This window comes from Lacihabitans sp. LS3-19, assembly GCF_024343575.1.
GTDB lineage: Bacteria > Bacteroidota > Bacteroidia > Cytophagales > Spirosomataceae > Leadbetterella.
The window spans coordinates 89,715-115,837 of the sequence record NZ_RJUA01000112.1; the positions used below are offsets into that span (position 1 = coordinate 89,715).

Genomic DNA, 26,123 nt, shown 5'->3' on the forward strand with positions numbered 1-26,123 from the left:
AGGCAAATATTAATATTTATTTATAAAAGAGAGATTAAGCAAGTCTCTCTTTTTTTAATATACCTTCTCCCCTTTTTTCACCCAAACACCCCATTTTTTATTGTAGGCATGTACTTTTGGGGTAACTTTGTTGTCCATATCCACGACCTGATTTCCTTCATTTACCCATTCAAAAATACTTCCGTAGCAGTTTTTAACATTCGTATAGCCCGCAGCTAAAAGCTTCTCGCCTATTTGCTCGCTTCTGACACCAATTGAGCAATAAACTACAATTGGCGTATTCTTCGGAATATCTTTTACGCTTTCTATTTTGAAATCATTAAACCCAACATACCTAGCATTTTTTATATGACTAACTTTAAATTCTTCATATTCTCTGGTATCCAAAAGCACATAATCCTTGGTTCTATTTTTCAATTCATCGACTTTAATGATTGGGACAGTTTGCTTTATCATTTTTTTCAACAATAAATCAAATGATTTGGACTGGGCAGTTGAAATAAGCGAGGAGATTAGAGCCAAAACGATTAAGATTATTTTTTTCATTTTATAATTTAAGTCCTTATTAAAACAAAATAAAATCAATAAAATTTCATAAATTTCGAAAAATAACCAAATTGACAAACAATGAAAATAATTAAACACTTTTGGAGTTATCTGGTAATGGTGGGCTTGATTTTTTTGCTTCACAATCCCATAGGTCCACTTCCTCCATTAGGCAGGCTATTTAGCCCTTTCGAAGGTTTTTTGCAAAATACAACCAATAAATCGACACTTACAGACTCTGAACTTAACCTTGAAGGTGTAAAAGACGAAGTAAAAGTAATCTTTGACGAAAATCAGGTCCCCCATATTTTTGCAAAAAATGAAGATGATTTATATTTCACACAGGGATATGTAATGGCCAAAGACAGAATTTGGCAAATGGAGTTTTATACTTTGGTGGCTTCGGGAAGACTAACTGAAGTGGTTGGAGAAAAAGCCTTAGAATTTGACAGATACAACAGACGATTGGGAATGGCAAGAGCAGCGGCCAAAATTGCTGAAAATTTGAAAACTGATTCTATTTCTTCGAGAATTCTTACAGCTTATGCTAAAGGTGTAAATACTTATATTTCACAAATTGACTACAAAAACTTACCAGTAGAATACAAGCTTTTAGGCTATAAACCAGCTGAATGGACACCCTACAAAACAATTTTGATGCTCATGAACATGCGTAGCACCCTAAACGGTGGCAGCGACGATTTCAGAATCACCAATGTGGTGGATCAATTTGGTTTTGAAACTGTTAAAGACTTATTCCCTGATTATCCTGTAGAAGAATCTCCGATTATTCCAGTTGGTACCAAATGGGATTTTAGCCCATTACCAGTAAAAACTCCTACCAAAATAATGTCAGGAGCTGATGATGACAAATTGATAGTAAAAATACCAAGTCCCGCACCAGAAATCGGCTCAAATAACTGGGCCATTGGCGGTTCGAAGTCTTCAACGGGCTTACCTATACTTTCAAATGACCCACACCTTGGTCTAACATTACCTTCGATATGGTATCAGATGCAGCTAAGCTGCCCAACAGTTAATGTATATGGAGTGGCTCTACCTGGTTGCCCTGGTATAGTTATCGGTTTTAATAAAGATATAGCTTGGGGCGTTACCAATGTAGGAAGCGACGTAATGGATTTTTATAAAATAAGATTCAACAACGCCGAAAAAACGCATTATATGCACAACGATAAATGGATTCCAACCACAAAATATATTGAGCAATATAGATTAAAGTCTGGTTTGGTCATCAAAGACACTTTGATATATACGCACCATGGACCAGTTGTTTACAATGAATCAAAAACCACAAATTTTAACAAAAACACTCCAGCTGGACATGCCATGCGATGGATTGCCCTTGAAACTACGGGGTCAGATTTAATGATTTTTCATTTGTTGAATAGAGCTAAAAACTACGATGACTACAGAGAGGCATTGACACACTATACAGCTCCTGCCCAAAATTTCATATTTGCATCGAATCAAAATGACATAGCTATTACGCCTAATGGCAAGTTTCCTTTAAAATGGAAAGAACAGGGTAAATATATACTTGATGGATCTATGCCAGAACACGATTGGCAAGGTTGGATTCCGATGGAACAAAATCCTACCGTAAAAAATCCTCCAAGGGGATTTGTGAGCTCAGCCAATCAATTCTCTACTGACCCAACTTACCCATATTATTTAGGGTGGAAATTTGCTCCATCTAGTCGTGGAATCAGGATAAATGAAAGATTAACAGCTATGACCAACGCTAATGCAGATAGTTTGAGGTCCTTACAAAATGACAATTTCAATGTGTCCGCAAGGAGAATTTTACCAACGCTTTTAACTTATCTTGAAAGCTCAAAAGAGGCAAGCTTAGCCCCTGCAATAGATATCATGAAAAAATGGGATTTGGTAAACGGACCCGATGCTGTTGGAGCAACAATTTATGAAGCTTGGACAACTGAACTTGGAAATTGGATATGGGACGACGAATTTCCTTCTAAACAATTTTTGTTGCATCCATCAGAAGATAGAACTTTTGAAATGATAAAAAAAGAAAGCACTGCAAAATGGTTTGACAATACAAATACAAAAGATAAAGTAGAAACAATTTCTGAAATAATAAATGGAAGTTTCAAAGCAACAATCGACAGCTTAACCCTTCATAATGGACCAATGAATCCTGAAACATGGGCTTGGGCAAAAATAAAAAATACGAGTATAGGACATTTAGGAAAAATAGGCAGTTTCTCTAGAACTGGAATCATGAACGGTGGAGGAAAAGGCATCGTAAATGCAACAACGGCAAGTACAGGGCCATCGTGGAGAATGGTGGTGGAGCTAGACAAAGAATGGCCAAGAGGCTATGGCCTATACCCAGGCGGGCAGTCAGGCAATGTAGGAAGCAAATACTATGATAACATGGTTGACAAGTGGGCAGCTGGAAAACTAGACACTTTGGTCTTCATGAAAACCGTAGATGAAAAGTCTGCAAAATTGACAAGAACGATGACAATTAAACCTAAAAACAAATAAAGACATGCTATATTTAATGATATTAATAATTGGAGGCATTGCCTCATATTTCGGACCTTGGTGGATTATTGCACCTGTGGCATTGGCACTGTGTTGGTGGAAAGCTAAGACTCCAAAAGAGGCTTATCTAACCGCATCTGCGGCAACTGTTACCCTTTGGATTGGTTACGCAACATTTCTAAATGCTACAGCAGACGTAAATTTGATTGATAAAATTGCCGAATTATTTACGGGCGGGGTTGGCTTTTTGGCTAAAGTTCCAAAAATAGCTTTTGTATTTACAATAATGACATTGATTGCAACAGCTATTGGCGGCTTTGCTGGGATGTCTGGTGTACAAATGCGTAGATATTTTAAATAAATTACGATTTGAAATTCCTAAACGGATGTCCCACGCCTTGGGCATCCGTTTTTTTATTTTCCTATTAAAACAATATCTTCATTCACTTTCATTTGTTCTTTCCTAAATTTCCTTTTGTAAAACAAATAACCATAGTTCCAAAAAACAATACCAATAGATGAACAGAAATAATCAAAAATTTGAGATTTAGTGTTTTCTATTTGATGGAGAAATTTAGGAAAACCAAAATAAAAAAATAATACCGACCCAATATTTGCTACCGTATAAATAACAATTCCACGAAAAGCCAATGCTATGCCCGAACGATTATTTGATATAGCTAATTTGTAATATCTCTTTGCAATCCAAAACAAAACTAATAAGTTCAAAGCCGTATAATTTAAATTTTAATGAAATACAACCTGCTAAAAATTAACCTTCCAAATCTTTCCCAATCTCACTAATCTCATCGATTTCTACAAATTCTTCTTCATTTTCCCACTTACTTTCAAGATATTGAAAGATTAGATACCAAACCAAAAGGCCAATTCCAATTCCTAAAACATTTAGCATAATATCGTTATTGTTGCCAATAAACATTTCAGGCATCAGAATTGCTAAGCCAATACCCATAGCAAACTGAGAACTATAATAAATAATAATACCCAAAATAGCGAATCCCCAAGGAGAACGATTATTGTTTTCAGCTAAAACATAGTATTTTTTGCCAATCCAATAGATAAGAAATATACCAAGCATGACAAAAGTAGTTTGAATTATTAATTTTAAACGTTTTTTCAACAGCAAAAAACGCTCCAAGAGCTTCTTATGCCAGATAAAAACAGCAAAAAAGCACCATTCAAACCAAAAGGACATCATCATATATTTAGATTAATCATTAAAATAATTATATTTGCAGCCTTATTCAGAAATTAACAATATAAATGAAAAAAATAAGCTTACTATTCTTAGGTCTTTCGATGGCCATTCTTAGCTGTAGCAAATCAGCTGGAGACACTAAAACTGGAGGCCAACCTTCGGGTAGAATTGTGTACGTAAATACTGATACACTTCTTAACAATTACGAATATTACAAAGATGTTGTAAAAGAGTTTGACAATAAAAGATTTGCTTTAGAGAATGATTTAGCAAAAAGATCTCAATCGTTCCAAAACGAGGTGGCATTATTTCAAAGACGTGCTCAGGCAGGTGGAATGACAGAAGAGCAAGCTAAAACAACACAGTTGGCATTGCAACAAAAAGAGCAAGACATCATGCTTTTCAGAGACAATGCAGCTGGAAACCTACAAGAAGAGCAAGCTAAAAAGACAGACGCTTTGTTAAGCAATATTCATGATTATTTGAAAAAATACAATAGCAGCGACAAATACGACATGGTTATTGGATACTCAAAAGGTGGTGGTGTTTTGTATGCAAAAGAGGACTTAGACATTACGCAAGATGTGTTGAAAGGCTTAAATGAAGAGTATAAAAGTTCTAGTAAAAAACCAGCCGCAGTTGATTCTACCGCTAAGAAATAATATCTATAAAGTATATGTAGAAGAAAGACGAGATCAAATTCTCGTCTTTTTTTATGTTTAAAACTTACGTTTCAACTCGAAGTTCATACCGAGATATACTTTTCTTACTAACTCATCAGCCGCTAATTCTTCCGCAGTGCCTTGGCGAAGAATCTTACCTTCAAAAAGTAAATATGCACGGTCGGTAATTGACAAAGTCTCGTTTACGTTGTGGTCTGTTATCAAAATTCCAATATTCCGGTGTTTTAGTTTGGCCACAATACTTTGTATCTCTTCAACAGCAATTGGGTCAACACCGGCAAAGGGCTCATCTAACAATATAAATTTAGGATCTACGGCAAGAGCCCTGGCTATTTCTGTTCTGCGTCTTTCCCCTCCTGACAACACAATACCTTTGTTTTTTCTAACGTGAGTTAAACTAAACTCTTCAAGCAGCGACTCAGTTTTTTCTTTTCTTTCTTGTTTGGTCATCTTCGGCAAAGCCAATTCCATCACGCCTATAATGTTTTCTTCAACAGTTAAATCGCGAAAAACAGAAGCTTCTTGAGCCAAATAACCTATTCCTAGTTTTGCTCTTTTATACATAGGTAGACTAGTAATATCTAAATCATCTAGCCAAATTTTACCCTCATTGGGCTTTACCAAACCCACTGCCATATAAAATGAAGTAGTTTTTCCAGCACCATTAGGCCCCAAAAGTCCAACAATCTCACCCTGAGCTACTTGATAACTCACTTGATTGTTCACGAATCTTTGTCCGTATTTCTTAACGAGGTTTTCGGTGCGTAAAATCATCTTTCAATATTTTGGCTGTAAAATTACCAATTTATTCTTTAATTGAGGTAGTTAAAAAATGTTAGGTTTAAAACTTAATATCCCTAATAAACAGCTGTAAAGTTGTTTTATCTCGAAAAGTATTCTCCTCAATAGAATACGCCATTTTGAATTTGTTCCCGTCTTTTAGCTTTTGATAAAAGTCATCTACCATCCCGAAACCTATTGCAGAAAATATCGAACCCGTATCTTCATCTAAAATCTCCAGTTTCAAGTGTTTTTCTTTTAAAATTCTTGGGTCTGATGCCAAAGAAAGATTTTCTGAAACAAAAATAGGCTGCATGTTTTTTGGCCCAAAAGGTGCCATCTGTTTCATGATTCTATAGAACTTCGGACTTATTTCTGACAAATCTATTTTTATGTCAATGTTGATTTTTGGAATCAACTGCTCCTCCAGAATCATTTCGTTGACAATCATATCAAAATATGCCCGAAATTCATCTATTTTATCTATTTCTATGGTCATACCGGCAGCATGCATGTGTCCGCCAAACTGAATCAGCAAATGGGCACATCTATCAATAGCTTGGTACAAATCAAATCCAGGCACTGAACGAGCAGAACCAGCTGCCACATTATCACCTGATTTTGTAAAGATTATCGTTGGTCTATGGAAATTCTCAATGCATCTCGAAGCTACTATTCCTATCACACCTTTATGCCAATTTTGACTAAAAAGCACCGTACTTTTGGCGGTATTGTACAACCAATCGTCCTTTTTTATCATTTCAAGAGCTTCTTCAGTTATTCTTGAATCGTGCCCTTTTCTTTCGGTATTGTTATTTTGAATTTCATATGCAAATGCCAAGGCATCCTCAAAGTCATCAGCTAAAAGCAATTGCACCGCCGCTTTTGCATGCTTTATTCTACCAGCGGCATTTATTCTAGGCCCCAAAACAAATACTACGTTTTCAATACTCATTTCACCAGAAAACCCAGCTACTTGTTTCAGAGCTTTCAGGCCAGTTCTCGGATTCTCGTTTATTTTCTTCAGGCCATAATAAGCCAAAATCCTGTTTTCACCAACTATAGGTACAATATCAGAGGCGATACTTACCATTGCTAAATCAAGATATTCAAAAAGCTCTTGAATAGGAATATTTTGACGAATGCAAAATGCGGAAAGTAATTTAAATCCAACACCATTCCCTGTGAGTTCTTTAAAAGGATATGGGCAATCTGTTCGTTTTGGATCTAAAACTGCCACCGCAGCAGGCAATTCATCCCCAGGTTCGTGGTGGTCACAAATAATAAAATCGATGCCATATTTTGATTGGGCGTATTCAACCTTGTCTAAAGATTTAATACCACAATCCAAACTTATCATCAACTTTGCCCCTATTTCAGCGGCAAAATCAATCCCTATGGTAGAAATCCCATAGCCTTCTTTGTATCTATCAGGATTATAATATTCAATATTTGAATAATAATTTTTCAGAAATCCATAAAACAATGCCACCGCAGTGGTACCATCAACATCATAATCCCCAAAAATTAGTATTTTTTCATTTTTTTCAATCGCTAGCAACAACCTTCCTAAAGCTTTGTCCATATCCGCCATCAAAAAAGGATCGTGGAGATCCTCAAGTAAAGGCCTAAAGAAATGTTTGGCTTGGTCAAACTGAAAAACACCACGCTGCCAAAGCATCGTAGCCATAGCGATGGATATGTTGAGTTCTTGAGCCAAATTGCTAACCAATTCGAGCTCTTCTTGTAGCAAAGGTGCGGGTTTATAATTCCAGTTTTTTTCCATAATTAGCAAATTTATAAATTATGGCACAGAAATTGAAACTATGCTTAATAGAAAACAAAAAATGTTGACAATAGTCTCGTTTGAAGGTTTTACCCAGAGAATGTAATTTCACTAAATTTGTCAAATACAACGTTAAGAGAGTGCCGCGGAGGTACTCTTTTTTTTTCTAAAAAATCAAATAATAGCATAATCTCTTGATATATCCTGACCGATATAGTTATTTTAAGATTCAAATACTTTCTTAATGAAAAAACTCCTCGGAAACCTTATTTCTTCGCAAAATTTATCTAGTCCAGAAGCTTACGAAGCCATCATAAAAATTGGTTCTGGCGAAATAAACCCTTCTCAAATCGCTGCTTTCTTAATGGGTATCCAACAAAAAGGAATTACGGTGGACGAACTTAAAGGATTTCGTGAAGGGATGCTAGAATTGGCAATTGGAGTTGACTTGAGTGAGTTTGATGCAATGGATGTTTGTGGTACTGGCGGTGACGGCAAAGACACCTTTAATATTTCTACTACTTCGGCATTTGTAGTAGCCGGTGCTGGTCAAAAAGTAGCCAAACATGGTAATCATGGTGTGAGTTCTGCAGTAGGTAGCAGCACAGTTTTGGAGTATCTAGGCATAAAATTTACAAACGATGAAGATTATTTAAAAAAGAAAATTGATACTGCAGGTATTTGTTATTTGCATGCACCGCTATTTCATCCTGCCATGCGGTTTGTTGGACCAGTACGGAAAGAATTAGGCATCAAGACTTTTTTTAATATCCTAGGACCTTTGATGAACCCAGCCAAAGTAAACAAACAGCTTACTGGTGTTTTTGATTTGAAAACCTTTGAGTTATTCAAAGATTTATTTTTGGCATCTCAAACACAATTTGGCGTAATACACGCCTTGGATGGATATGATGAAGTCTCGCTAACTGGAGATTTTAGGTTGGCAAATAATTCTTCCGATAAAATTATTAAACCAGATGACCTAAAAATGGAGAAAGTTAGAGCTAAGGATCTCTCTGGCGGCGAAACTTTAGAAGAGTCAGGTAAAATAATGGTCGATATTTTAAAAAATGAGGGCACAAAAGCTCAAACATCAGCCGTTTTGACTAATGCGGGTATTGCATTGAGCATCGCTCGAAAAATAAGTATTGAAGAAGGAATAGCTCAGGCGAATGAATCTTTAGTAAGTGGAAAAGCTTTGAGAAGTTTGGAAAAATTGATAAATTAAGAAATAATAAGATTCTCAAACCCATATATTTCTGAAGATTTCTTTTTAAAATCTATATTTGATATTAAATGAATTAAGTTAAATTTGAATAAAATATTCATTTTATGGTCGCACTTGAAGGTACATATTTAAATGGAAAAGTAAAATTGGATAAAGAATATCCATCTAAAAAACCATTGAAGGTAATAGTTACTTTTTTAGAGGATACTAATGTTGAAAAAACTAGTGGAATACAACTAAATGATTTTTCTTTTTCTAAAAGCAAGGAAAATCTTAGAGGATTAAAGACTTCACTAAGTGAAGCATTAATAGAAGAAAGAGATGGAATATGAAAATATTTCTAGACACATCTTCACTCATCAAATTATATCATCAGGAATCTGGCACTGACGAGTTAGAAAATCTTTTTTCTAACTTTAAATTAACGGCGATATACCTCTCAGAAATATCCAAAATTGAATTTACCTCAACAATCTGGAAGAAAGTAAGAACTAAAGAGTTAACTGAAAATATTGCAAAAATCTCTATTGATTTTTTTGAAAACGACTTTAATAAATTTTCGTTTATCTCAATTGAAAATAAAATCTTAGAAAAAGCAAAATTATTATTTTCAATTTATGGAAAATCAGGATTGAGAACACTAGACGCTATACAATTATCTACAGCTGTTTCACTAAAAAAACATTCCGAATTATTCATAACATCTGATATTTTATTGAATTCATTTTTTGAAAAAGAATGTTTAAAAACTAATATACAAAATGCTTAAACTAGGTTTCGTATCAGCAATCTTGGCTGATTTTGGATTTAAAGATGTTATCGATTTTGCGGCTCAGAATGAGTTCAAATGTGTGGAAATGATGTGTTGGCCTGGCAATAGCGGCGATGCTCGTAGATATGCAGGTGTTACGCATATTGATGTAGAAAATATGGATGTGGCATATATTCAAAAATATATGGGAGACCGGAATGTTAGCATTTCAGGCCTTGGTTATTATCCAAATCCTCTTGATGCTGACCCTAAGAAATCTGAGTTTTATATTGAGCATATCAAGAAAATAATAAGAGCATGTAATAAATTGGGAGTACCAGTAATGAATACCTTTATTGGTAGAAATCAGGTATTAAACATGCAAGACAATCTTGATTTGTTCAAAAAACTTTGGAAGCCAATCATAGAAACAGCCGAACAAGAAGGAATAAAAATAGGCATAGAAAACTGCCCAATGTTTTTCACCAACGACGAATGGCCAGGTGGTAAAAACTTAGCAATATCGCCTGCCGTTTGGGATAGAATGTTTGAAATCTTCCCAACACCATTATTTGGCTTAAACTATGACCCATCGCACATGATATTTCAGATGATGGACGAGATAAAACCCATCTACCAATACAAAGACCGCCTCCATCATGTACATATTAAAGACGTAAAAGTATATAAAGAAAAACTTGATAAAGTAGGCATTTTAGCAAATCCATTAGAATATCACTCACCCAAACTTCCTGGCCTTGGCGATGTAAACTGGCGGGCATTTTTTGCTGCTCTTACAGATGTAAGATATCGCGGCCCAGTTGTGATAGAAGTAGAAGACAAAGCCTACGAAGGAAGTCCAGAAGATGTAATGGCAGCTATCAGAACATCAAGAAATTATGTGAAGCAATTTTTGGATTGATATATACAATTTCACATTCAAATAAATGTCCCTTTTTCAAATATTTTCTAAACAAAAAAAATACACAATTACCTAATTATAAATTATTTAATATATTTATTTGCAGCCAAAATATATAAAATATTGCATATAATGGCTGGCATTAATTTTTTATTCGCAGCCATTTTTAGATATTTTTTATGCATTTTGGCTAGCAATAGTTTTTTTATTCACAGCCAAAATGTATCTATTTGTATAGATTTTGGCTGGCAATAAATGGAGGAACAAATAATAATTGGTCGTAAAACAGAGAAAATTCTTCTCAGAGAAATACTCCTATCATCTGAAGCAGAACTTGTTGCTGTTTATGGTCGTAGAAGAGTAGGCAAAACCTACCTTATCTGAGAATATTTCAAAAACGAACTCGTTTTCAGTTTTTCAGGGCAAATAAATGGCTTAATTGAAGATCAGCTATCAAACTTTAATGCGAAACTATCTGAACGACAAAAATACAAAGCCGAAATCATTCCACCAGCGACTTGGCAGGAGGCTTTTGTTCGCTTACAAGCCTATTTATTACAGATTTTAAAAAAGAAGAAAGCTGTAATTTTCTTTGATGAATTTCCCTGGATTGACTCTCACAAATCAGGATTTCTGAGTGCTTTCGATTATTTCTGAAATGAAATTTTACGATGGCAAATTCACGATTGACAAAAAATACTTTGAAGAATTGGCTAAAAAAGTGCAGATTTTCAGAGAAAAAACCAAAACGAGAAAATCAATATTTGTTACTTTAATAACTGTTTTTGGACTCGTCGAAAATGAATACAAACTAAGTCGAGTTCAAAATGAAATCATTATAGACAACTTATATTCTTAAATTTATATCAAAAACCTTTAGTCAATATGAATTTCATAAAACTATTAATATTCTTTTCCTTTGGATTTACCGCATGTAATAATGTTGAAGTCATGTCCGATAAGACAGAAACTATCAGTTACAAACCTACACAATGCTCCGAACCATGGGACGAAACGGAGTATTTTGCAAATCCTAACCTTTCTAGAGAGGAACGATTTAAATTATATCTGAAAAACAATGGCATAGTAAACTTATTAGAATTCAAAAACACAAAAGACGACAATGTGAATTGTACGGCATGTAATTGCCCATCTAGCGACACCTTTTCTTTCAAATTAAGCCAAACAGATTATGTTAAGATTTTAACAATTGAACCTTTCAAAACCTTTTTTAAAAAATAAGTTGGTAATTTTAAAAGTTTTTATTGCAATTTAAATATTGAGCAAAAAAAACCAAAAAGCTGATTAAGGAAATTAGCAAGTTTCGGGTTTTGTCCTAAAAAACTTATACCAATCTTTGCCTTATTAAACATTTGAAAAGAAATGACTGATCAACAAACACTCAATTATACAAGAATTGCAAATGCCATAGAATATATAAAAACCAACTTTAAAGACCAACCAAACCTCGATCAAGTAGCAGAAAAAATAAATCTAAGTCCTTTTCATTTCCAAAGGTTATTTAGTGAGTTTGCAGGCACTAGCCCAAAGAAGTTTTTACAATACACCTCGCTAGAATATGCCAAAACCATTTTAAAAGAAAACCAAGCAACGCTATTTGAAACTGCCCTTGAAACAGGCCTTTCTGGCACAGGTCGTTTACACGACTTATTTGTAAATATAGAAGGAATGACACCTGCTGAATATAAAAATGGCGGTATAGACTTACAAATAAAATACAATTTTGCAGAAAGTCCTTTTGGGAAAATTATAGTTGCCTCCACTGAAAAAGGCATTTGCCATTTGGCATTTGCAGATAATGAAATCATAGCTTTACAAACAATAACAAATCAATTTCCAAATGCTCAGATTAGCAAATGTTCAGATATAATTCAAGAAAATGCAGTAGGCATTTTTACGAAAGACTGGACAAAGCTCAAACAAATAAAGCTGCATTTAAAAGGCACTGATTTTCAATTAAAAGTATGGGAAGCTTTATTAAAAATTCCGGTAGGTCAATTAACAACATACGGCACTATAGCTCATAAAATAGAGAATCCAAATGCCTCGAGGGCAGTGGGAACAGCTATTGGAAGCAATCCTGTAGCATTTTTGATTCCTTGTCATCGCGTTATTCAATCTTCAGGAGTTTTTGGGGAATATATGTGGGGAAGTACTAGAAAAACTATAATAATAGGTTGGGAAGGAACAAAAACCCACGCCGAGATAGCATAGCAAGATTCGGGTTTTGCCATTTTTTAATGCATTGCATCTTTGCAGTAATATTTAAATGCATAAAAAATGAAAACATTTATTTTGATTCACGGCTCGTGGCATAGTTCGTGGAACTGGCACAAAGTTGTTCCTATTTTAGAAAAACTTGGGCATAAAGTTTTAGCCATTGATTTACCTGGAATGGGTAAAGACAAAACACCTATTAAAGAAGTTACTTTAAAATCAACAGTAGAGTACATCTGTAAAATCATAGATGACATCGAAGACAAAGTAATTTTGGTTGGTCATAGTAAAAACGGCATAATGATTTCGCAAGCAGCTGAATATAGGTCCGAAAAAATTGAAAAATTAATATATATCGCTGCCTATTTAATCCCAAATGGGAAAACCCAAGCTGAATATTCAGTAAAAGATATAAATGGGGCCTTGAAGCCTTTTGTAATAAAATTCCCAGCATCCAATTCCCATACCCTAGATCCTGCGATTTATAAAGAAGGACTATATCATGACTGCGAAGACGAAATATTTGAAATGGCAAAACTAATTCTAAGCCACGAAAGTGTAGCTACAGGCATTACACCTTTAGAATTGACAGAAGAAAACTATGGAAGTGTACCTAGATTTTACATCGAATGTACAATTGACAAGGCTGTTACCCCATATATACAACAGAAAATGTATACCGAAACACCATGCTAAAAAGTATATAAAATGCGAACGAGTCATTCTCCATTTTTTAGTCAACCCAACGAACTTTCAGAAATTCTAAACGAAATAGCATCAAAATAATAGTATGCAGACTAATGAAGTAAAACAAAAACTAGAGGCAATAAATTGGTCAAAAATTGCAGAGGATATGCATGAAAAAGGTTATGCAATTATTCCGGAAATCTTGGCTAGCGAGCATTGCAAAGATTTAATTGAGGGTTATATCCACACAAATCTATACCGAAAAACTGTGACTATGGAACGCTACAGGTTTGGATTGGGAGAATATAAATATTTCAAATATCCCCTACCAAGTCTCATACAAATTATTAGAGAAAATGTCTATCCAAGACTAGTCCCAATTGCTAATACTTGGATGAAGTGTTTAAAAATTGATACTGTTTATCCAGAAAATCATGAAGAGTTTTTAAATAGATGTTTAGAAAAAAATCAAAATAAAGCTACAGTTTTAATACTAAAATACGGGAAAGGTGGCCATAATACGCTTCATCAAGATCTTTATGGAGATATTTTTTTTCCTATTCAATGTGTACTATTTCTAAACGAACCAGGGAAAGATTATATTGGAGGTGAATTTGTACTTACCCAACAAACCCCAAGAGCACAATCCAAAGCAATAGTTTTAAATCCCAAAAAAGGAGATATGTTAATATTTACCACAAATTTTAGACCCATCAAAGGCAGCAAAGGCTATTATCGCGTAAACATGAAACATGGTGTAAGCGAAATAGAAAGTGGAGAAAGACATACTTTAGGGATTATCTTCCATGATGCCTTAAGCTGAAAATGATACATCACGTTGAAATATTAGATATTGATTTAAGAAGCAAAATCAAACAGAAACAAATATTCTTTGGAGGAAATAAAAAACTAAAAATTTATGGAAAACTAAATTGTAAATCAGGTAAACGAATGAAAAAAGAGAATCGGGTTTTCTTTTTGTCAGAAACTGAGGCTTTAGAAAATGGTTATCGACCTTGTGGGCATTGTATGCATTTGGATTACAAAAAATGGAAAAATGAAACCTAATATTGTATCAAATACAATTAGCCATTTATTCTGCAGAAATTTTCAAAGGCTAGAATCTAATAACTAAAAAAAACCTTAGGCTTTGCAAATAAAAGCACTAAGGTTAATTCTAATATCTAAATAAATTTCGAAGCTTTAGACTATCGGAGTGAATTAATATAAGCCGCAATAGTCAGAGCATCTTTTTTAGGCACCTGAGGCATGGGAGCCATCGGCGTTGCAAAATCTGGCCAGGTCTCAGGTTTTGGATTATAAATCAATGAAACTATTTTCTCATTGCTATATTTTCTTTTTGCGATATCTTTAAAAGCAGGCCCAACCACTTTTTTATCTTGTGAATGACATGCCAGACAAGTATGTTTTAGAAGTAGTGGTTTCACAGTTTCAAAACTTATTTCAGCAACTTTAGCAGTAGCAGTAGTCGCTGGCTTGCCTTTACCATCGGGTGATACAACTTCCTTTGCAGTTTTGGAAGGAGCAGCAGCTTTCGCTTTTCCAGAATTAAAAGTTTTTAATTCCGAAGTTCCAAGTTTATCTCCACTAGGAATCGCGTTTAAGGTATAATACACTGTCGGATGAATCAATGAGTACGAATTTGAAGCCGAACGAATACCTGCCAAGTTTAGCTCATGAATATAATACGGCCTTAATCCATCCAAAACAATCCTAAGAGATTTACCATCTGCACTTAGTTTCACACCTTTTATTTTCAAATCTTCTTTGTTTACAGGTGGCGAACCATACACAGGGTGGTGTTTATACAAGAAACTACTGGCAGTTAAACTAGCCAAATCCTCTGCCGATTTTCTATCTACAGGCATCGTAAAGTTTATCTCAAACCCGTCAGGCATTGCCTTGCAGTTCAACATTTCGAAAGGTACTTTACCATTCCAAACCAATCGCTGAAGTCCTTGATTGGCATCTCCGGCCGATCCCCAACCTCTGTTTGTTTCGCCCACAAACATAGATCCATCTGGTGAAAACACCATACGCATAACACCAGACTGAAAACCAGACCTAAAATCCCAAGTTGCACCCTGAAACTCTCCGTTCACTTTTTCCATAAACACACGCATAATCTTAGACTGTCCTTGGTCACCAATGAAAACCTGGCCTGCAAAAGGTCCAAAGTCACCTTTGGTATCATCTCTAATTAACTCCGAGTTAGATATACCCAAAATACCATGAGGCAACCAAACCACAGGAGTTTGTACCATTGGATATTTTTCTTTTAACTCATATAGCATCTTGAATTTTTCATCAACAACATTCTCTGGCTTTATATATTGGCCATTTGTACCTCTAACTTTTCTATTGTCTCTTTCAGCATAAAACTGGTCTTCAGTCAGTTTCACAGGAGAATTATTCTCTTTGACCCATTTCAAACTAGCTGGATGACCAGTAAATACACCTTGTTTTAAATGCCACATACCACCAGAACCCATCCAATCTCCCTGATTGTCAGTATAAAACAGCTCTCCATCTAGCATGCCCAAACCAGCTGGTGAACGCATTCCTGCTGCCCAGGGCTCATAACGACCGTCTTCATATATTTTGAAAACAGAGCCTCTAGTTTTTGCTCTAGCCTCGCCTCTCCACCATTCCTCATCACCAAAGGCCACATTGCCACTTACAAAAAAACCACCGTCAGGAGCGAGTTTTGGTCCAAAAGAATATTCATGATAATGACCAGAAACCTCCCAAGCATGCACAGTCTCATAACTGTCCGCTTTGCCGTCGCCGTTTTTGTCTGTTAGCTTGGTCAATTCGCCACGCTGAGCACAATAAAAAGAACCGTCTTTGTAAAGTAAACCAAGAACTTCATGTAGTCCAGACGCGAATTTTCTAAAATAAGGACTTCTTGAACTTGGGTTCTCAATGATCCAAATATCTCCTCTACGTGTCGCCAATGCCAGCGATCCATTAGGTATCATGGTAACTCCACCAACCTCAAGCAAAACACCTTCTGGAACAGGCAAAGTAACAATTTTATAAAAATCCTCTTCTTTGGGTGACTCTTGTGCGTTTATATTTCCAAATGCTAGAAATAATAAAGCAATTATATTTATTTTAAATTTCATCATTTTAATATTTTAGAAAATAATTGAATAGATAATTTTGGAATCTTTTGGACTTACTACCAACTCTTTCCCTCCTCTAATATTTACTTCTGAGGCATTTTCTATTTTTATAAAATAGCTTTTATTGTCTACTGCATACAAACCATCTGCAACTTTCTCTATGTTTTCTCCTTCCGCTACTCTTGCAATCAAATTTTCAGGATTTGAAATCGAAATTTCTCTTGAAAGCATTTTATTATCAGCTATTCTGATCTTATCTTCTACTTTAGTTCCCTTTAAAAGGTATTTGAAAGTAGGTAAATCATTTTCGTCTAAATCATAACCTAAAGGTCTAAATCCTGACCCAACCGTATCGGACGGCCAAGTTGGAGTACCATTTTTTGACAATAGCAAGCTATGATTGAATTTAGTAAGACTACCTAAAGGCTTTGAAGATCCATCGCCGCGGTCTTCCCACATAGGCGTAGCATCCAAAAACTTCCCTTTCCAAGCTTGCACAATTGCCCCTTTGTCGAGGTCATAGGTATAATGCATATTTTCGGGTGAACCTACAGAAATAGCATGCACAATTCTAAAGTTTTTATCTTCTGGGTTCTTTTTAAAATCTATAAAACTTCTCAAGTTGGTGTTGTTGTCTGCTAAAATTATTATAGGATCGCTGGGTTTTGAAGCTATCATAGAACCTACCACATGGTGAGGAGTAGACCTAAATCCAGGCCCTTCAGACCAAAAACCTAATGTTGGTTTTATCCAACCATCGCGTTTATTATTAAAAATCTCAAATGTATGTTCTCCTGCAGTCAAGTCAATACTGGCATTACGTTGTTGAGAGGCCACTGTCCAGTTATTGCCTAAAATCTCTTTACCGTCAATTTTCAAAGTACTGTTACCTCCCAATTGTGTATAAAAAGTATATTTTCCTGAAAACGGAGCTGTGTATTTACCGTTGATGACAAAAACATAGTCGTTTTGATTTTTAGTAACTTCCCAAGTTAAATCATCCGTTTTTCCACTTTCATCTATTTTGAGTTTAGATAGGTCAGCATCATGCATAAAACTTCCATAGTAAACTTTGTAGCTCAAATTAGAAACTTTGCCAGCAACCTTATCAAATTTGTTAATAATAATGTTTTTAAAGGCAACCGAACCATGATCTCCTTGAATTCTGATGGGTCCAGACTTGGCTTCTTCTTGAGAAATACTTCCCCTTGTCACTCCAGACATCTCCACATTCTCGTGTATGATCAAGCCGTTTAATTTTATATAAATTATTTTAGCATTGGATATTTTAGCACCTGAGGCATCAAACTTAGGAGCTTGAAAGGATATTTTCATATTATTCCAAAGTCCTGGAGCTTTGTAGGTATTGGCTCTGGGAGCATAACCTTCGTAACCTTTTTGTCCTTCAGGTTTGCTATCATTCCAACGCTCGTAAATCCCTCCACAATCATTATATTTCGGTGTTTTCACTCCCCAAGAATCAAACAATTGAATTTCATATCTGCCTTGTAGATAAACACCAGAATTGGACCCTTTGGCCAACATAAAATCAAATTCAAGGTCCACATCGCCATGTTCTAACTTTGTAAAAAGCTCATAGTCCATCCCATATTTTCCTTGCTCATGCTCGCACAATAAAATGCTTTTACCTGGCGAAAAGCTCATGGTGTTTTTTTTGTCAATATCTGCATATACATCACCAACAATTTTCCAATTGCTTGATTTTATTACAAATTCAGAGAGGTCATTTAAAGGAATAGGTGATTGACCAAAAATTATATTTTGGGATAAAACCAAAACGAGAATTATTTTTTTCATAGAAATCAATGAGTTTAAATATTGCAACAAAAATAAGGCATGGACTTCGGAGTAACAGATGTTTTTTAAAATATTTTATTAAATATTTACTGGCATCCGACTAAAATATATTTTATAAACAAATCGGTCTTGAATGGCCATTCAAGATACTTTTTTATCTTGGGTGAAAATGACCCCCTATTTACTTTGTGTCGGCTGCCGCCTGGGCCTTCATTTTTTTTCAAAAAAAAACGAAGCAAAAAAAACAGCACCCAGCAAACTCACGCACTCAAAATTCTCTTAATCAGTAGTTTATGTTAGTAATTTTTTCGAAAGAGAATTTTGATTGCGTTCAAACAGTGCTGGCTGATATAATGAACCACATTTATTTATTTTTAATCGGATACCAGTAATTAAATATTAAAAAATGAACAAAAAAAAGACCGAAGCTATGAAACTTCGGTCTTTAAATATATTTAATCTGTTTTAAATAACAGCTTCAGCTAATACTAAAACCTTGTTATTCAATACTTGTAAAACTCCACCGTCAACTTTGATAGTTTCTTTTTTGTTTCCAATTTCATAAACCAAGTCTCCAGTTTTCAAAGTTGAAACCATGGGAGCGTGATCTTTTAAAACTTGAAATTGCCCATTTTTACCAGGTAAAATGACTGCATCAACTTCGCCATTAAAAACGTTTTTCTCAGGAGTTATTATTTCTAAATTCATTTCGTTAATTAGTTAATTTCTAATGTGTTGATTAGTTAATTTAACTAAAACACTTAAACTATTTTGATTTACTTGTGGCAATTATTTTTGTTAAAATCTTACCTATTTCATTTATTAATTCTAACAATTTGTCTGATTCCGGATAACTAGGAGCGAATTTACAAATTCTTAACCAATAATTTGTTTCGTTTGCTTCTTTTGCTGCTATCTTCATTTTATGAATAAAATCAGCCTTACTTTCTGCATTTTGAGCTTCAACCACATTGGCACCAATACTAGTTCCAGATTTTAATAGTTGATTTGCTACTACAAATTTTTTGCTTCCTTCTAAAATTTCACAAAAAGTAATAACGTCAAGAGAAAATTGAAATGTTTTGTCTACAATTGGATTGTTCATAATTTTTAAATTTTTATTTCAAAACTAAAAATTAACAAATTAATCAATTAGCTAATTAACATATTACTTAGAAGCTTCTTCTATCAACTTCTCTCCTTTTGCTTTAGCATCTTCAATAGTACCTACAAGGTTAAACGCCGCCTCAGGTAAGTGATCAAATTCACCTGCCATAATCTGGTTAAAGCCTTTAATAGTATCATTGATATCAACTAAAACTCCTTTAAGACCTGTAAATTGCTCAGCCACAAAGAATGGTTGAGAAAGGAATCTTTGCACACGACGAGCACGAGAAACTACCAATTTATCTTCTTCAGAAAGTTCTTCAAGACCAAGGATTGCGATGATATCTTGTAATTCTTTGTATCTCTGAAGTATATTTTTAACGTTTTGAGCACAGTCGTAATGAGCATCTCCCAACACCTCAGCAGAAAGAATTCTAGATGATGAATCTAGTGGATCCACAGCAGGATAGATACCTAACTCAGCAATTTTACGACTTAATACCGTAGTGGCATCTAAGTGAGCAAATGTTGTAGCTGGAGCAGGGTCAGTCAAGTCATCGGCAGGTACGTAAACAGCCTGTACCGAAGTGATAGATCCTCTTTTTGTAGAAGCAATACGCTCTTGCATCACACCCATTTCAGTAGCCAAAGTAGGTTGGTAACCCACAGCTGAAGGCATACGACCCAATAGGGCAGAAACCTCAGAACCTGCTTGTGTAAAACGGAAGATGTTATCGATAAAAAATAATATATCACGTCCTTTTCCTTCGCCATCACCATCACGGAAGTGTTCCGCAACTGTTAGACCTGAAAGGGCAACTCTAGCACGAGCACCTGGAGGCTCGTTCATTTGTCCAAAAATAAATGTTGCTTGTGATTCTTTCAAGGCTTCTCTATCTACTGAATCAAGATCCCATCCACCTTCTTCCATTGAATGTTTGAAAGCTTCACCGTATTTTACGATACCTGATTCGATCATCTCACGAAGCAAGTCATTTCCCTCACGTGTACGCTCACCCACACCGGCAAATACCGAAAGACCTGCATAAGCTTTAGCAATATTATTGATAAGTTCTTGGATCAATACGGTTTTACCCACACCAGCACCACCAAACAAACCAATTTTACCACCTTTTACATAAGGAGCTAATAAGTCAATAACTTTAATACCTGTAAATAATATCTCAGTGGCAGTTGCAAGATCTTCAAACTTCGGTGCACTTCTGTGTATAGAAAGACCAGGCGTATTTACTGGGCCTAAACCGTCAATAGCCTCACCAACTACGTTGAAAAGTCTACCTTTGATCTCCTCGCCAGTTGGCATCGTGATAGGTTGACCAAGGTGAGTTACTTCTTGTCCTCTTTGAAGACCGTCAGTACTATCCATTGCGATGGTACGAATTCTGTCTTCACCAAGGTGTTGTTGACATTCAAGAATTACTTTTTGACCGTTTGACTTTGTAACAGACAATGCGTCTAATATTGCAGGTAGAGAAGCGGCTTCCCCCTCAAAACTAACGTCCACAACAGGTCCGATGATTTGTGAGATTTTACCAATATTTGCCATTTATGAAATATTTAAAATTAATCTACTGATTTTTGGACTGCAAAATTATAAATTCTGCATGATAAAACAAATTTGAATCGAGTCTTTTTTGTATTTTTTTTAGAGAATCACAAATAAAAGGCTCTTTTTATTGGAAGAAACTATGAAATGCATTTTTTAAATTGTAATTCATTTGGAATAATTAATCAAGCAATTTATTATTTCAACAACATTCATTCAAAAAAAAAGCTTGCCTAGGCAAGCTTTAAGATGCTTTCATTTTAGCTTCTATGGTCTGCTGTGTATGAGGCACAGCTCTCAATCTTTCCTTAGGTATTAACTTACCAGAATCTTTACAAATTCCATAAGTTCCGTTTTTCAACCTTATTAAAGCTGCCTCAAGTTGAGACGCGAATTTCTGTAATCTTGCCGCAGATTGACTCAATTGTTCTTTTTCTCGAACATCCGCTCCGTCTTCCAAAGTTTTAGAACCAACTGCTGTGTTATCAGTACCATTATCGTTTTTCCTACTCAACGTTTCTTTAATAAAATTCACTTCGTTGTAAGTAGCAGCCAACTTTTTGTTGATGATTTCTTCAAACTCTGCCAATTCGGTTTCCGAATATCTTGTTCTTTCTTCTGTTGAATTAGCCATAATTAAAAATAATTTTTTGGGTTGTTAATAAGTAGACAGTTAAATTTCCCGCAAATATAAGTTATTTAAAAAAACTAGCAATATTTTTTTTAAACATTCCTGAAGTTGTTCATATTCAAACAGGTATATTTAATTTATCAAAAGGTATCATTTTATGAAATTGAGCCAAGAAAAAACAAATCCAAGAAATTTCAATCGCTTTAATTTGAAAAAAATTTTCAATTCTTTTTTGAACTTTATCCAATATTTTCATCTGAAAAATCGGCGAAACACCTTTTAAAATAAGTAAATTTCAGCATTTATCAATAGGAAAATATTTAGGAAAAATATGACATTTAACAGAATCAAAGTATTTTGTCTAAGTTTGCACCAAAATATAAATTTTATATAAAAATATGACCTATTTAGAGCCGGCTCCTATAAAGGACAAAGAGAATCCTTTAGAGTCCATGATGTCTAGGTTTGACGCCGCAGTAAAAATCCTTGGCATTAGTGACGAAATGTACAACATACTTAAAGTACCTGCCCGCCAAGTTATAGTGGGACTACCAGTTACGATGGATAATGGCAAAATCGAAGTTTTTGAAGGCTACAGAGTACTACACTCCAACATTCTCGGCCCAGGAAAAGGTGGAATCAGACTAGATCCAGATGTTACACTTGACGAAGTAAGAGCACTTGCCGCTTGGATGACTTGGAAATGTGCAGTAGTAGACATACCTTATGGTGGAGCCAAAGGAGGCATTGCTTGTAATCCTCGCACAATGTCAGCTGGCGAAATCGAAAGATTGATTCGTGCTTACACAATTTCAATGTTAGATATCTTTGGACCAGACAAAGACATACCAGCACCAGACATGGGCACAGGTCCACGAGAAATGGCTTGGCTAATGGACGAATACTCTAAAGCAAAAGGAATGACAACCCAGGCGGTTGTAACTGGAAAACCATTGGTATTAGGTGGTTCACTTGGCAGAACAGAAGCTACAGGTAGAGGCGTAATGGTTTCTGCATTGTCAGGCATGGAAAAACTCAAACTCAATCCATACAGAGCTACAGCAGCTGTTCAGGGTTTTGGAAATGTGGGTTCGCATGCTGCAATATTATTACATGAAAAAGGGGTTTCTATAAATGGTATCAGTGATATCAGTGGAGCATATTATAATGATAAAGGCATAGACATTGCTAAGGCTGTAGAATATAGAAATGCAAACAATGGAACCTTAGAAGGATTTGATGGAGCAGAAAAAATAGATGCAGAGGAATTGTTGTTTTTGCCAGTTGACTTATTGGTTCCTGCAGCCAAAGAGGATGTTATAACTAAAAATAACGCCGCCAAAATTCAGGCAAAAATGATAGTGGAAGGTGCAAATGGACCTACTTCTGCTAAAGCGGATGATATAATAAATGAAAAAGGCATAATGGTAGTGCCAGATATTTTGGCCAATGCAGGTGGTGTAACAGTTTCTTACTTTGAATGGGTTCAAAACCGAATAGGCTACAAATGGACCCTTGACAGAATTAATAGAAGAAGCGACAGAGCCATGAAAGATGCATTCAATAATGTGTTTGCTATTTCTCAGAAATACAATGTACCGATGAGATTAGCTGCATATATATTGGCAATCGACAAAGTTTCTAGTTCGTACAAATTCAGAGGTGGATACGGTTGATATTCAGTAAAATTTAAGACTTTGAAAGACGCTTTAGAATAACAAAAGCGTCTTTTTTTTTGTTGAATTGATTAAGATTGATTTCATAAAATTCTACCTTTGCACCAAATTTATCTAAATTAAAAATGAGTGAGCTAAAGAATAAAATAGTTTGGATAACAGGAGCCTCATCGGGTATAGGAGAAGCAACAGCCTACGTAATGGCAAAAGAGGGCTCAAAGCTAGTTCTTTCGGCCAGGAGAAAAGACGAACTCGAAAAAGTAAAACAAAATTGTGGTTTGCCAGATGGTGATGTTTTGGTGTTACCGCTAGATGTAGAAGATTTTGAAAAGATTAAAGAAGCGACGCAATCTGTAATAGCAAAATTCGGCAAAATAGATTTGTTATTTAACAATGCCGGAATATCACAAAGGGGCGATGTTTTAACCACAAGCATGGAGGTTTATCAAAGGATTATCAATATTAACTTCTTGGGAGTTATAGCTTTAACAAAAGCTGTTTTGCCTTATATGATTAATCAAAACAGCGGACATATAGTAGTAACAAGTAGTGTTTCAGGTAAACTTGGCACTCCTCTACGCTCAGGATACAGTGCCACCAAACATGCTTTGCATGGCTTTTTTGATTCTTTACGAGCTGAAGTTTATAGAAACAACATCCAAGTTACCTTGGTGTGCCCTGGTTATATCAACACCAACATTTCTTTAAATGCCTTGTCATCAGACGGTTCGAAACATGGAAAGATGGACACTAACCAACAAAACGGCGTGCCAGCAGACATTTGTGCTCAAAAAATAGTGGCAGGAATAAGAAATAATAAAAGCGAAATTTATATTGGTGGAAAAGAAGTATTAGGTGTATATTTGAAACGTTTTTTTCCTAAAATATTAGAAAAAATTGTATTAAAACAAGCACCAAAGTAAACACGATAAGAAATTAAATCAATGGAAAAAAATCTACTTTTAATCAGACACGCTACTGCCGAAGACGTAACCAACTCTTCAATGGTTAGAGACTTTGACAGAGAACTAACCTCGCGAGGTATAATGGAATCTGCGAGAATGGGGAAACATTTACGTGAAGCCGGAATTGTAGTAGATGCTATTTATTGTAGTCCAGCTGCAAGAACCAATGCGACTGCAAACCTGATAGCTGAACAACTAAAATTTGACACTGACAATGTCGAAAATTCTGACAAACTATACGGTAGTGGACCGAGAGGATATTTAGCTCTACTAAATGAACTTTCAGAAGATAACAATACTGTCATTATTGTAGGTCACAACCCAGACATTTCTTTTTTTGCGGATTACCTTTCGAGTGATGACTGCGGTGGCAGTATGAGCAAAGCTACAGCAATCTATTTGAAGTTTGAAGACTTAGCTTGGGCAGAAATCTCTCAGAAATCAGGAAGTTTAGTCAAAAGAACAGATGTAAAAGAGTTAAGTTAATTATGAAGAACAATAAACTTTTCAAAATCATTTTCGTTTTGTTTGTAGTTGCCGTGATAATCGTTTTAATAGACATGGCGAGACAAACTACTGCTCCATGGAACAAAAAGAAACAGCTCGAGAGAGCAATCCAGAAATAGCTAAAGCCTTCAATTTTTAGCAAAAAAAAGACTGTATTCCTGAAAATCAAGAATACAGTCTGATTTAAAACCCCAAAAAAATTATTTAAACAACTTCATGAAAGTGGATGTCAGCCAGCTTTCTTCGGCTTTTGTTACCAAATCTAATGTATTGTCAGCAAAGCCCGCCACAGCATAAATATCATTTACAACTTTTAGAAACTCTGCACTCTCTGGTGAAGTGTCCTTTACTTGTTTCTTAATATCTTCCATGGTTTCTAATATCGGCGAAAGCTCACGTCTTCTACGTTCGCGGCCAATTTGCCTTGCAGCTTTCCAAATATCTTTTTCTGCTTGAAAATACTCTTTCCTTTCACCCGGAAGAAGTTGCTTGTAAATCAATCCCCAACTCATCAAATCTCGGAGGTTCATGTTTACATTTCCTCTAGATATCTGAAGTTCGTCCATGATTTCATCGGCATTGAGCGATTTGGGAGAGAGCAATAACAATGCGTGAATTTGCGACATAGTTCTGTTTATCCCCCACTGTGTGGCGAGGGTTCCCCACGTATGGATAAACCGATCCTTCGCTTCTTTTAATTCCATAAAACAGTTTTATTATTTTCAATAGCACGTATAATAAGTTCCAAATTAAAATAGTCTTTTTGAATTTTCAAAATATTCTGAAAGTTTTCTCGAAAAAAAAAGACATTTGGAGTCTTTATGGTACGTTTCTTGAACTTTTATTAGAAATACTTGAAAAAGTATTGTCTAAAAACGTGCCAAATTTAAAATTCAAAGACAATGAACAATCGTAAATTACTGATTTACTTGTTATTATTATTGCTATTCCATTCATGCAAAAAAACAGAAATCGAGAAGTCACTAGGCGATATGGTAGCCGGTGAATACAAAGGAACCTCGATAATATTGGGAGGTACAGAAATCCCACTTCCGCTTGAAAGTGGAACAAATTATCTCAATCTTGATTTTACAGTTACAAAATCCACTGAGTTAACAGCCAATCTTCAATTGATATTTACAGAAAAGTCAAACGGGGTTTTGTCTACCGAAACCGAGGATCATCCAAACTTAAAATTGATCAGAAAAGAAGATTCTGGCATTGGTCTAATGGAAAACGGGGAAGAACTTGCAGTAGTGTTTGGACAAAATATTGAAATGACTGTAGTGATAGAAGAACTCACTACTACATTTAAAGGGCTAAAAAAATAG

At 35.2% G+C, this 26,123-nt stretch carries 30 protein-coding genes; 19 read left to right on the forward strand and 11 right to left on the reverse strand.

What is annotated here, in order from left to right; genetic code table 11:
* Positions 1-54 precede the first annotated feature (54 nt).
* Positions 55-546, reverse strand: coding sequence for a rhodanese-like domain-containing protein (locus tag EGI22_RS16425; protein ID WP_255069507.1), 492 nt, complete (start codon positions 544-546; stop codon positions 55-57).
* 81 nt (positions 547-627) lie between these two features.
* Between EGI22_RS16425 and EGI22_RS16430 the strand changes: the two genes are divergently transcribed.
* Positions 628-3,078 (forward strand): penicillin acylase family protein, encoded by a 2,451-nt coding sequence (locus tag EGI22_RS16430; protein ID WP_255069508.1) that lies wholly within the window; start codon positions 628-630, stop codon positions 3,076-3,078.
* 16 nt (positions 3,079-3,094) lie between these two features.
* Positions 3,095-3,439 carry a hypothetical protein gene (locus EGI22_RS16435; RefSeq protein ID WP_255069510.1) on the forward strand — a complete coding sequence of 115 codons (345 nt, stop codon included), beginning with the start codon at positions 3,095-3,097 and terminating at the stop codon, positions 3,437-3,439.
* A 411-nt stretch (positions 3,440-3,850) separates the two neighbouring features.
* On the opposite strand, the gene EGI22_RS16440 is transcribed toward EGI22_RS16435, so the two are convergent.
* Positions 3,851-4,177, reverse strand: a complete 327-nt coding sequence (locus EGI22_RS16440) for a hypothetical protein (protein ID WP_255069511.1) — start codon at positions 4,175-4,177, stop codon at positions 3,851-3,853.
* A 185-nt stretch (positions 4,178-4,362) separates the two neighbouring features.
* On the opposite strand from EGI22_RS16440, the gene EGI22_RS16445 reads away from it, so the two are divergent.
* Positions 4,363-4,959 carry an OmpH family outer membrane protein gene (locus EGI22_RS16445; protein ID WP_255069512.1) on the forward strand — a complete coding sequence of 199 codons (597 nt, stop codon included), beginning with the start codon at positions 4,363-4,365 and terminating at the stop codon, positions 4,957-4,959.
* 57 nt (positions 4,960-5,016) lie between these two features.
* On the opposite strand, the gene lptB is transcribed toward EGI22_RS16445, so the two are convergent.
* Together lptB and recJ are read right to left on the reverse strand one after the other, a co-directional pair.
* Positions 5,017-5,754: an LPS export ABC transporter ATP-binding protein gene (gene lptB, locus EGI22_RS16450; protein WP_255069513.1), complete on the reverse strand. Its 738-nt coding sequence runs from the start codon at positions 5,752-5,754 to the stop codon at positions 5,017-5,019.
* A 67-nt stretch (positions 5,755-5,821) separates the two neighbouring features.
* Entirely contained in the window at positions 5,822-7,546 is a 1,725-nt protein-coding gene (gene recJ, locus EGI22_RS16455; RefSeq protein WP_255069515.1) for a single-stranded-DNA-specific exonuclease RecJ, read from the reverse strand.
* A 244-nt stretch (positions 7,547-7,790) separates the two neighbouring features.
* Between recJ and trpD the strand changes: the two genes are divergently transcribed.
* From trpD to EGI22_RS16510, 11 genes are all read left to right on the forward strand, one after another.
* Positions 7,791-8,774: an anthranilate phosphoribosyltransferase gene (gene trpD, locus EGI22_RS16460; RefSeq protein WP_255069516.1), complete on the forward strand. Its 984-nt coding sequence runs from the start codon at positions 7,791-7,793 to the stop codon at positions 8,772-8,774.
* A gap of 104 nt (positions 8,775-8,878) precedes the next feature.
* Positions 8,879-9,106, forward strand: coding sequence for a hypothetical protein (locus EGI22_RS16465; RefSeq protein ID WP_255069517.1), 228 nt, complete (start codon positions 8,879-8,881; stop codon positions 9,104-9,106).
* Positions 9,103-9,543, forward strand: a complete 441-nt coding sequence (locus EGI22_RS16470; RefSeq protein WP_255069518.1) for a type II toxin-antitoxin system VapC family toxin — start codon at positions 9,103-9,105, stop codon at positions 9,541-9,543. The genes EGI22_RS16465 and EGI22_RS16470 overlap by 4 nt, the downstream gene beginning before the upstream one ends.
* Positions 9,536-10,447 (forward strand): sugar phosphate isomerase/epimerase, encoded by a 912-nt coding sequence (locus EGI22_RS16475; RefSeq protein ID WP_255069519.1) that lies wholly within the window; start codon positions 9,536-9,538, stop codon positions 10,445-10,447. The genes EGI22_RS16470 and EGI22_RS16475 overlap by 8 nt, the downstream gene beginning before the upstream one ends.
* A gap of 255 nt (positions 10,448-10,702) precedes the next feature.
* Positions 10,703-10,831, forward strand: coding sequence for a hypothetical protein (locus EGI22_RS16480; protein ID WP_255069520.1), 129 nt, complete (start codon positions 10,703-10,705; stop codon positions 10,829-10,831).
* Between the two features lie 274 nt (positions 10,832-11,105).
* Complete coding sequence (locus tag EGI22_RS16485; RefSeq protein ID WP_255069521.1) at positions 11,106-11,306, forward strand: hypothetical protein; 201 nt, start codon at positions 11,106-11,108, stop codon at positions 11,304-11,306.
* A gap of 26 nt (positions 11,307-11,332) precedes the next feature.
* Positions 11,333-11,689 carry a hypothetical protein gene (locus EGI22_RS16490; RefSeq protein ID WP_255069523.1) on the forward strand — a complete coding sequence of 119 codons (357 nt, stop codon included), beginning with the start codon at positions 11,333-11,335 and terminating at the stop codon, positions 11,687-11,689.
* A gap of 141 nt (positions 11,690-11,830) precedes the next feature.
* Positions 11,831-12,682 (forward strand): methylated-DNA--[protein]-cysteine S-methyltransferase, encoded by an 852-nt coding sequence (locus EGI22_RS16495; RefSeq protein WP_255069524.1) that lies wholly within the window; start codon positions 11,831-11,833, stop codon positions 12,680-12,682.
* 66 nt (positions 12,683-12,748) lie between these two features.
* Positions 12,749-13,381, forward strand: coding sequence for an alpha/beta fold hydrolase (locus tag EGI22_RS16500; RefSeq protein WP_255069525.1), 633 nt, complete (start codon positions 12,749-12,751; stop codon positions 13,379-13,381).
* A gap of 94 nt (positions 13,382-13,475) precedes the next feature.
* Entirely contained in the window at positions 13,476-14,195 is a 720-nt protein-coding gene (locus EGI22_RS16505; RefSeq protein WP_255069526.1) for a 2OG-Fe(II) oxygenase, read from the forward strand.
* Between the two features lie 2 nt (positions 14,196-14,197).
* On the forward strand, positions 14,198-14,440 hold the full coding sequence (locus EGI22_RS16510; protein WP_255069527.1) for an Ada metal-binding domain-containing protein: 243 nt from the start codon (positions 14,198-14,200) through the stop codon (positions 14,438-14,440).
* 140 nt (positions 14,441-14,580) lie between these two features.
* Here the strand turns inward: EGI22_RS16510 and EGI22_RS16515 are convergent, their stop codons facing one another.
* The 6 genes from EGI22_RS16515 to EGI22_RS16540 form a co-directional block, all read right to left on the reverse strand.
* Entirely contained in the window at positions 14,581-16,521 is a 1,941-nt protein-coding gene (locus EGI22_RS16515; RefSeq protein WP_255069614.1) for a hypothetical protein, read from the reverse strand.
* 12 nt (positions 16,522-16,533) lie between these two features.
* Positions 16,534-18,339: a family 16 glycoside hydrolase gene (locus EGI22_RS16520; RefSeq protein ID WP_255069528.1), complete on the reverse strand. Its 1,806-nt coding sequence runs from the start codon at positions 18,337-18,339 to the stop codon at positions 16,534-16,536.
* 465 nt (positions 18,340-18,804) lie between these two features.
* Positions 18,805-19,047: an ATP synthase F1 subunit epsilon gene (atpC, locus tag EGI22_RS16525; protein WP_255069529.1), complete on the reverse strand. Its 243-nt coding sequence runs from the start codon at positions 19,045-19,047 to the stop codon at positions 18,805-18,807.
* Between the two features lie 58 nt (positions 19,048-19,105).
* Positions 19,106-19,444: a four helix bundle protein gene (locus tag EGI22_RS16530; RefSeq protein ID WP_255069530.1), complete on the reverse strand. Its 339-nt coding sequence runs from the start codon at positions 19,442-19,444 to the stop codon at positions 19,106-19,108.
* A 63-nt stretch (positions 19,445-19,507) separates the two neighbouring features.
* The gene (atpD, locus tag EGI22_RS16535; protein WP_255069531.1) at positions 19,508-21,013 is read right to left on the reverse strand and encodes a F0F1 ATP synthase subunit beta; all 1,506 of its coding nucleotides are present in this window, start codon (positions 21,011-21,013) and stop codon (positions 19,508-19,510) included.
* 244 nt (positions 21,014-21,257) lie between these two features.
* The gene (locus EGI22_RS16540; RefSeq protein WP_255069532.1) at positions 21,258-21,647 is read right to left on the reverse strand and encodes a TraR/DksA C4-type zinc finger protein; all 390 of its coding nucleotides are present in this window, start codon (positions 21,645-21,647) and stop codon (positions 21,258-21,260) included.
* A gap of 395 nt (positions 21,648-22,042) precedes the next feature.
* On the opposite strand from EGI22_RS16540, the gene EGI22_RS16545 reads away from it, so the two are divergent.
* From EGI22_RS16545 to EGI22_RS16560, 4 genes are all read left to right on the forward strand, one after another.
* On the forward strand, positions 22,043-23,320 hold the full coding sequence (locus EGI22_RS16545; RefSeq protein ID WP_255069533.1) for a Glu/Leu/Phe/Val dehydrogenase: 1,278 nt from the start codon (positions 22,043-22,045) through the stop codon (positions 23,318-23,320).
* A 125-nt stretch (positions 23,321-23,445) separates the two neighbouring features.
* Positions 23,446-24,243: an SDR family oxidoreductase gene (locus EGI22_RS16550; RefSeq protein WP_255069534.1), complete on the forward strand. Its 798-nt coding sequence runs from the start codon at positions 23,446-23,448 to the stop codon at positions 24,241-24,243.
* A gap of 21 nt (positions 24,244-24,264) precedes the next feature.
* On the forward strand, positions 24,265-24,771 hold the full coding sequence (locus EGI22_RS16555) for a histidine phosphatase family protein (protein ID WP_255069535.1): 507 nt from the start codon (positions 24,265-24,267) through the stop codon (positions 24,769-24,771).
* A 2-nt stretch (positions 24,772-24,773) separates the two neighbouring features.
* Positions 24,774-24,911 carry a hypothetical protein gene (locus EGI22_RS16560; RefSeq protein ID WP_255069536.1) on the forward strand — a complete coding sequence of 46 codons (138 nt, stop codon included), beginning with the start codon at positions 24,774-24,776 and terminating at the stop codon, positions 24,909-24,911.
* A gap of 81 nt (positions 24,912-24,992) precedes the next feature.
* Here the strand turns inward: EGI22_RS16560 and EGI22_RS16565 are convergent, their stop codons facing one another.
* Complete coding sequence (locus EGI22_RS16565) at positions 24,993-25,418, reverse strand: ArsR family transcriptional regulator (protein WP_310588175.1); 426 nt, start codon at positions 25,416-25,418, stop codon at positions 24,993-24,995.
* Positions 25,419-25,694: 276 nt separating this feature from the next.
* Between EGI22_RS16565 and EGI22_RS16570 the strand changes: the two genes are divergently transcribed.
* The gene (locus tag EGI22_RS16570) at positions 25,695-26,123 is read left to right on the forward strand and encodes a hypothetical protein (protein ID WP_255069538.1); all 429 of its coding nucleotides are present in this window, start codon (positions 25,695-25,697) and stop codon (positions 26,121-26,123) included.

What these genes read in the sequence shown, in the direction of transcription:
- atpC (WP_255069529.1), bottom strand. Translation starts at nt 19,047, where the DNA reads ATGAATTTAGAAATAATAACTCCTGAGAAAAACGTTTTTAATGGCGAA.
- EGI22_RS16425 (WP_255069507.1), bottom strand. Translation starts at nt 546, where the DNA reads ATGAAAAAAATAATCTTAATCGTTTTGGCTCTAATCTCCTCGCTTATT.
- EGI22_RS16440 (WP_255069511.1), bottom strand. Translation starts at nt 4,177, where the DNA reads ATGCTTGGTATATTTCTTATCTATTGGATTGGCAAAAAATACTATGTT.
- EGI22_RS16495 (WP_255069524.1), top strand. Translation starts at nt 11,831, where the DNA reads ATGACTGATCAACAAACACTCAATTATACAAGAATTGCAAATGCCATA.
- EGI22_RS16500 (WP_255069525.1), top strand. Translation starts at nt 12,749, where the DNA reads ATGAAAACATTTATTTTGATTCACGGCTCGTGGCATAGTTCGTGGAAC.
- EGI22_RS16470 (WP_255069518.1), top strand. Translation starts at nt 9,103, where the DNA reads ATGAAAATATTTCTAGACACATCTTCACTCATCAAATTATATCATCAG.
- EGI22_RS16505 (WP_255069526.1), top strand. Translation starts at nt 13,476, where the DNA reads ATGCAGACTAATGAAGTAAAACAAAAACTAGAGGCAATAAATTGGTCA.
- EGI22_RS16530 (WP_255069530.1), bottom strand. Translation starts at nt 19,444, where the DNA reads ATGAACAATCCAATTGTAGACAAAACATTTCAATTTTCTCTTGACGTT.
- trpD (WP_255069516.1), top strand. Translation starts at nt 7,791, where the DNA reads ATGAAAAAACTCCTCGGAAACCTTATTTCTTCGCAAAATTTATCTAGT.
- EGI22_RS16550 (WP_255069534.1), top strand. Translation starts at nt 23,446, where the DNA reads ATGAGTGAGCTAAAGAATAAAATAGTTTGGATAACAGGAGCCTCATCG.
- recJ (WP_255069515.1), bottom strand. Translation starts at nt 7,546, where the DNA reads ATGGAAAAAAACTGGAATTATAAACCCGCACCTTTGCTACAAGAAGAG.
- EGI22_RS16480 (WP_255069520.1), top strand. Translation starts at nt 10,703, where the DNA reads ATGGAGGAACAAATAATAATTGGTCGTAAAACAGAGAAAATTCTTCTC.
- EGI22_RS16545 (WP_255069533.1), top strand. Translation starts at nt 22,043, where the DNA reads ATGACCTATTTAGAGCCGGCTCCTATAAAGGACAAAGAGAATCCTTTA.
- EGI22_RS16520 (WP_255069528.1), bottom strand. Translation starts at nt 18,339, where the DNA reads ATGAAAAAAATAATTCTCGTTTTGGTTTTATCCCAAAATATAATTTTT.
- EGI22_RS16485 (WP_255069521.1), top strand. Translation starts at nt 11,106, where the DNA reads ATGAAATTTTACGATGGCAAATTCACGATTGACAAAAAATACTTTGAA.
- EGI22_RS16555 (WP_255069535.1), top strand. Translation starts at nt 24,265, where the DNA reads ATGGAAAAAAATCTACTTTTAATCAGACACGCTACTGCCGAAGACGTA.
- EGI22_RS16465 (WP_255069517.1), top strand. Translation starts at nt 8,879, where the DNA reads ATGGTCGCACTTGAAGGTACATATTTAAATGGAAAAGTAAAATTGGAT.
- EGI22_RS16540 (WP_255069532.1), bottom strand. Translation starts at nt 21,647, where the DNA reads ATGGCTAATTCAACAGAAGAAAGAACAAGATATTCGGAAACCGAATTG.
- lptB (WP_255069513.1), bottom strand. Translation starts at nt 5,754, where the DNA reads ATGATTTTACGCACCGAAAACCTCGTTAAGAAATACGGACAAAGATTC.
- EGI22_RS16510 (WP_255069527.1), top strand. Translation starts at nt 14,198, where the DNA reads ATGATACATCACGTTGAAATATTAGATATTGATTTAAGAAGCAAAATC.
- EGI22_RS16565 (WP_310588175.1), bottom strand. Translation starts at nt 25,418, where the DNA reads ATGTCGCAAATTCACGCATTGTTATTGCTCTCTCCCAAATCGCTCAAT.
- EGI22_RS16515 (WP_255069614.1), bottom strand. Translation starts at nt 16,521, where the DNA reads ATGAAATTTAAAATAAATATAATTGCTTTATTATTTCTAGCATTTGGA.
- EGI22_RS16445 (WP_255069512.1), top strand. Translation starts at nt 4,363, where the DNA reads ATGAAAAAAATAAGCTTACTATTCTTAGGTCTTTCGATGGCCATTCTT.
- EGI22_RS16490 (WP_255069523.1), top strand. Translation starts at nt 11,333, where the DNA reads ATGAATTTCATAAAACTATTAATATTCTTTTCCTTTGGATTTACCGCA.
- EGI22_RS16560 (WP_255069536.1), top strand. Translation starts at nt 24,774, where the DNA reads ATGAAGAACAATAAACTTTTCAAAATCATTTTCGTTTTGTTTGTAGTT.
- atpD (WP_255069531.1), bottom strand. Translation starts at nt 21,013, where the DNA reads ATGGCAAATATTGGTAAAATCTCACAAATCATCGGACCTGTTGTGGAC.
- EGI22_RS16435 (WP_255069510.1), top strand. Translation starts at nt 3,095, where the DNA reads ATGATATTAATAATTGGAGGCATTGCCTCATATTTCGGACCTTGGTGG.
- EGI22_RS16430 (WP_255069508.1), top strand. Translation starts at nt 628, where the DNA reads ATGAAAATAATTAAACACTTTTGGAGTTATCTGGTAATGGTGGGCTTG.
- EGI22_RS16570 (WP_255069538.1), top strand. Translation starts at nt 25,695, where the DNA reads ATGAACAATCGTAAATTACTGATTTACTTGTTATTATTATTGCTATTC.
- EGI22_RS16475 (WP_255069519.1), top strand. Translation starts at nt 9,536, where the DNA reads ATGCTTAAACTAGGTTTCGTATCAGCAATCTTGGCTGATTTTGGATTT.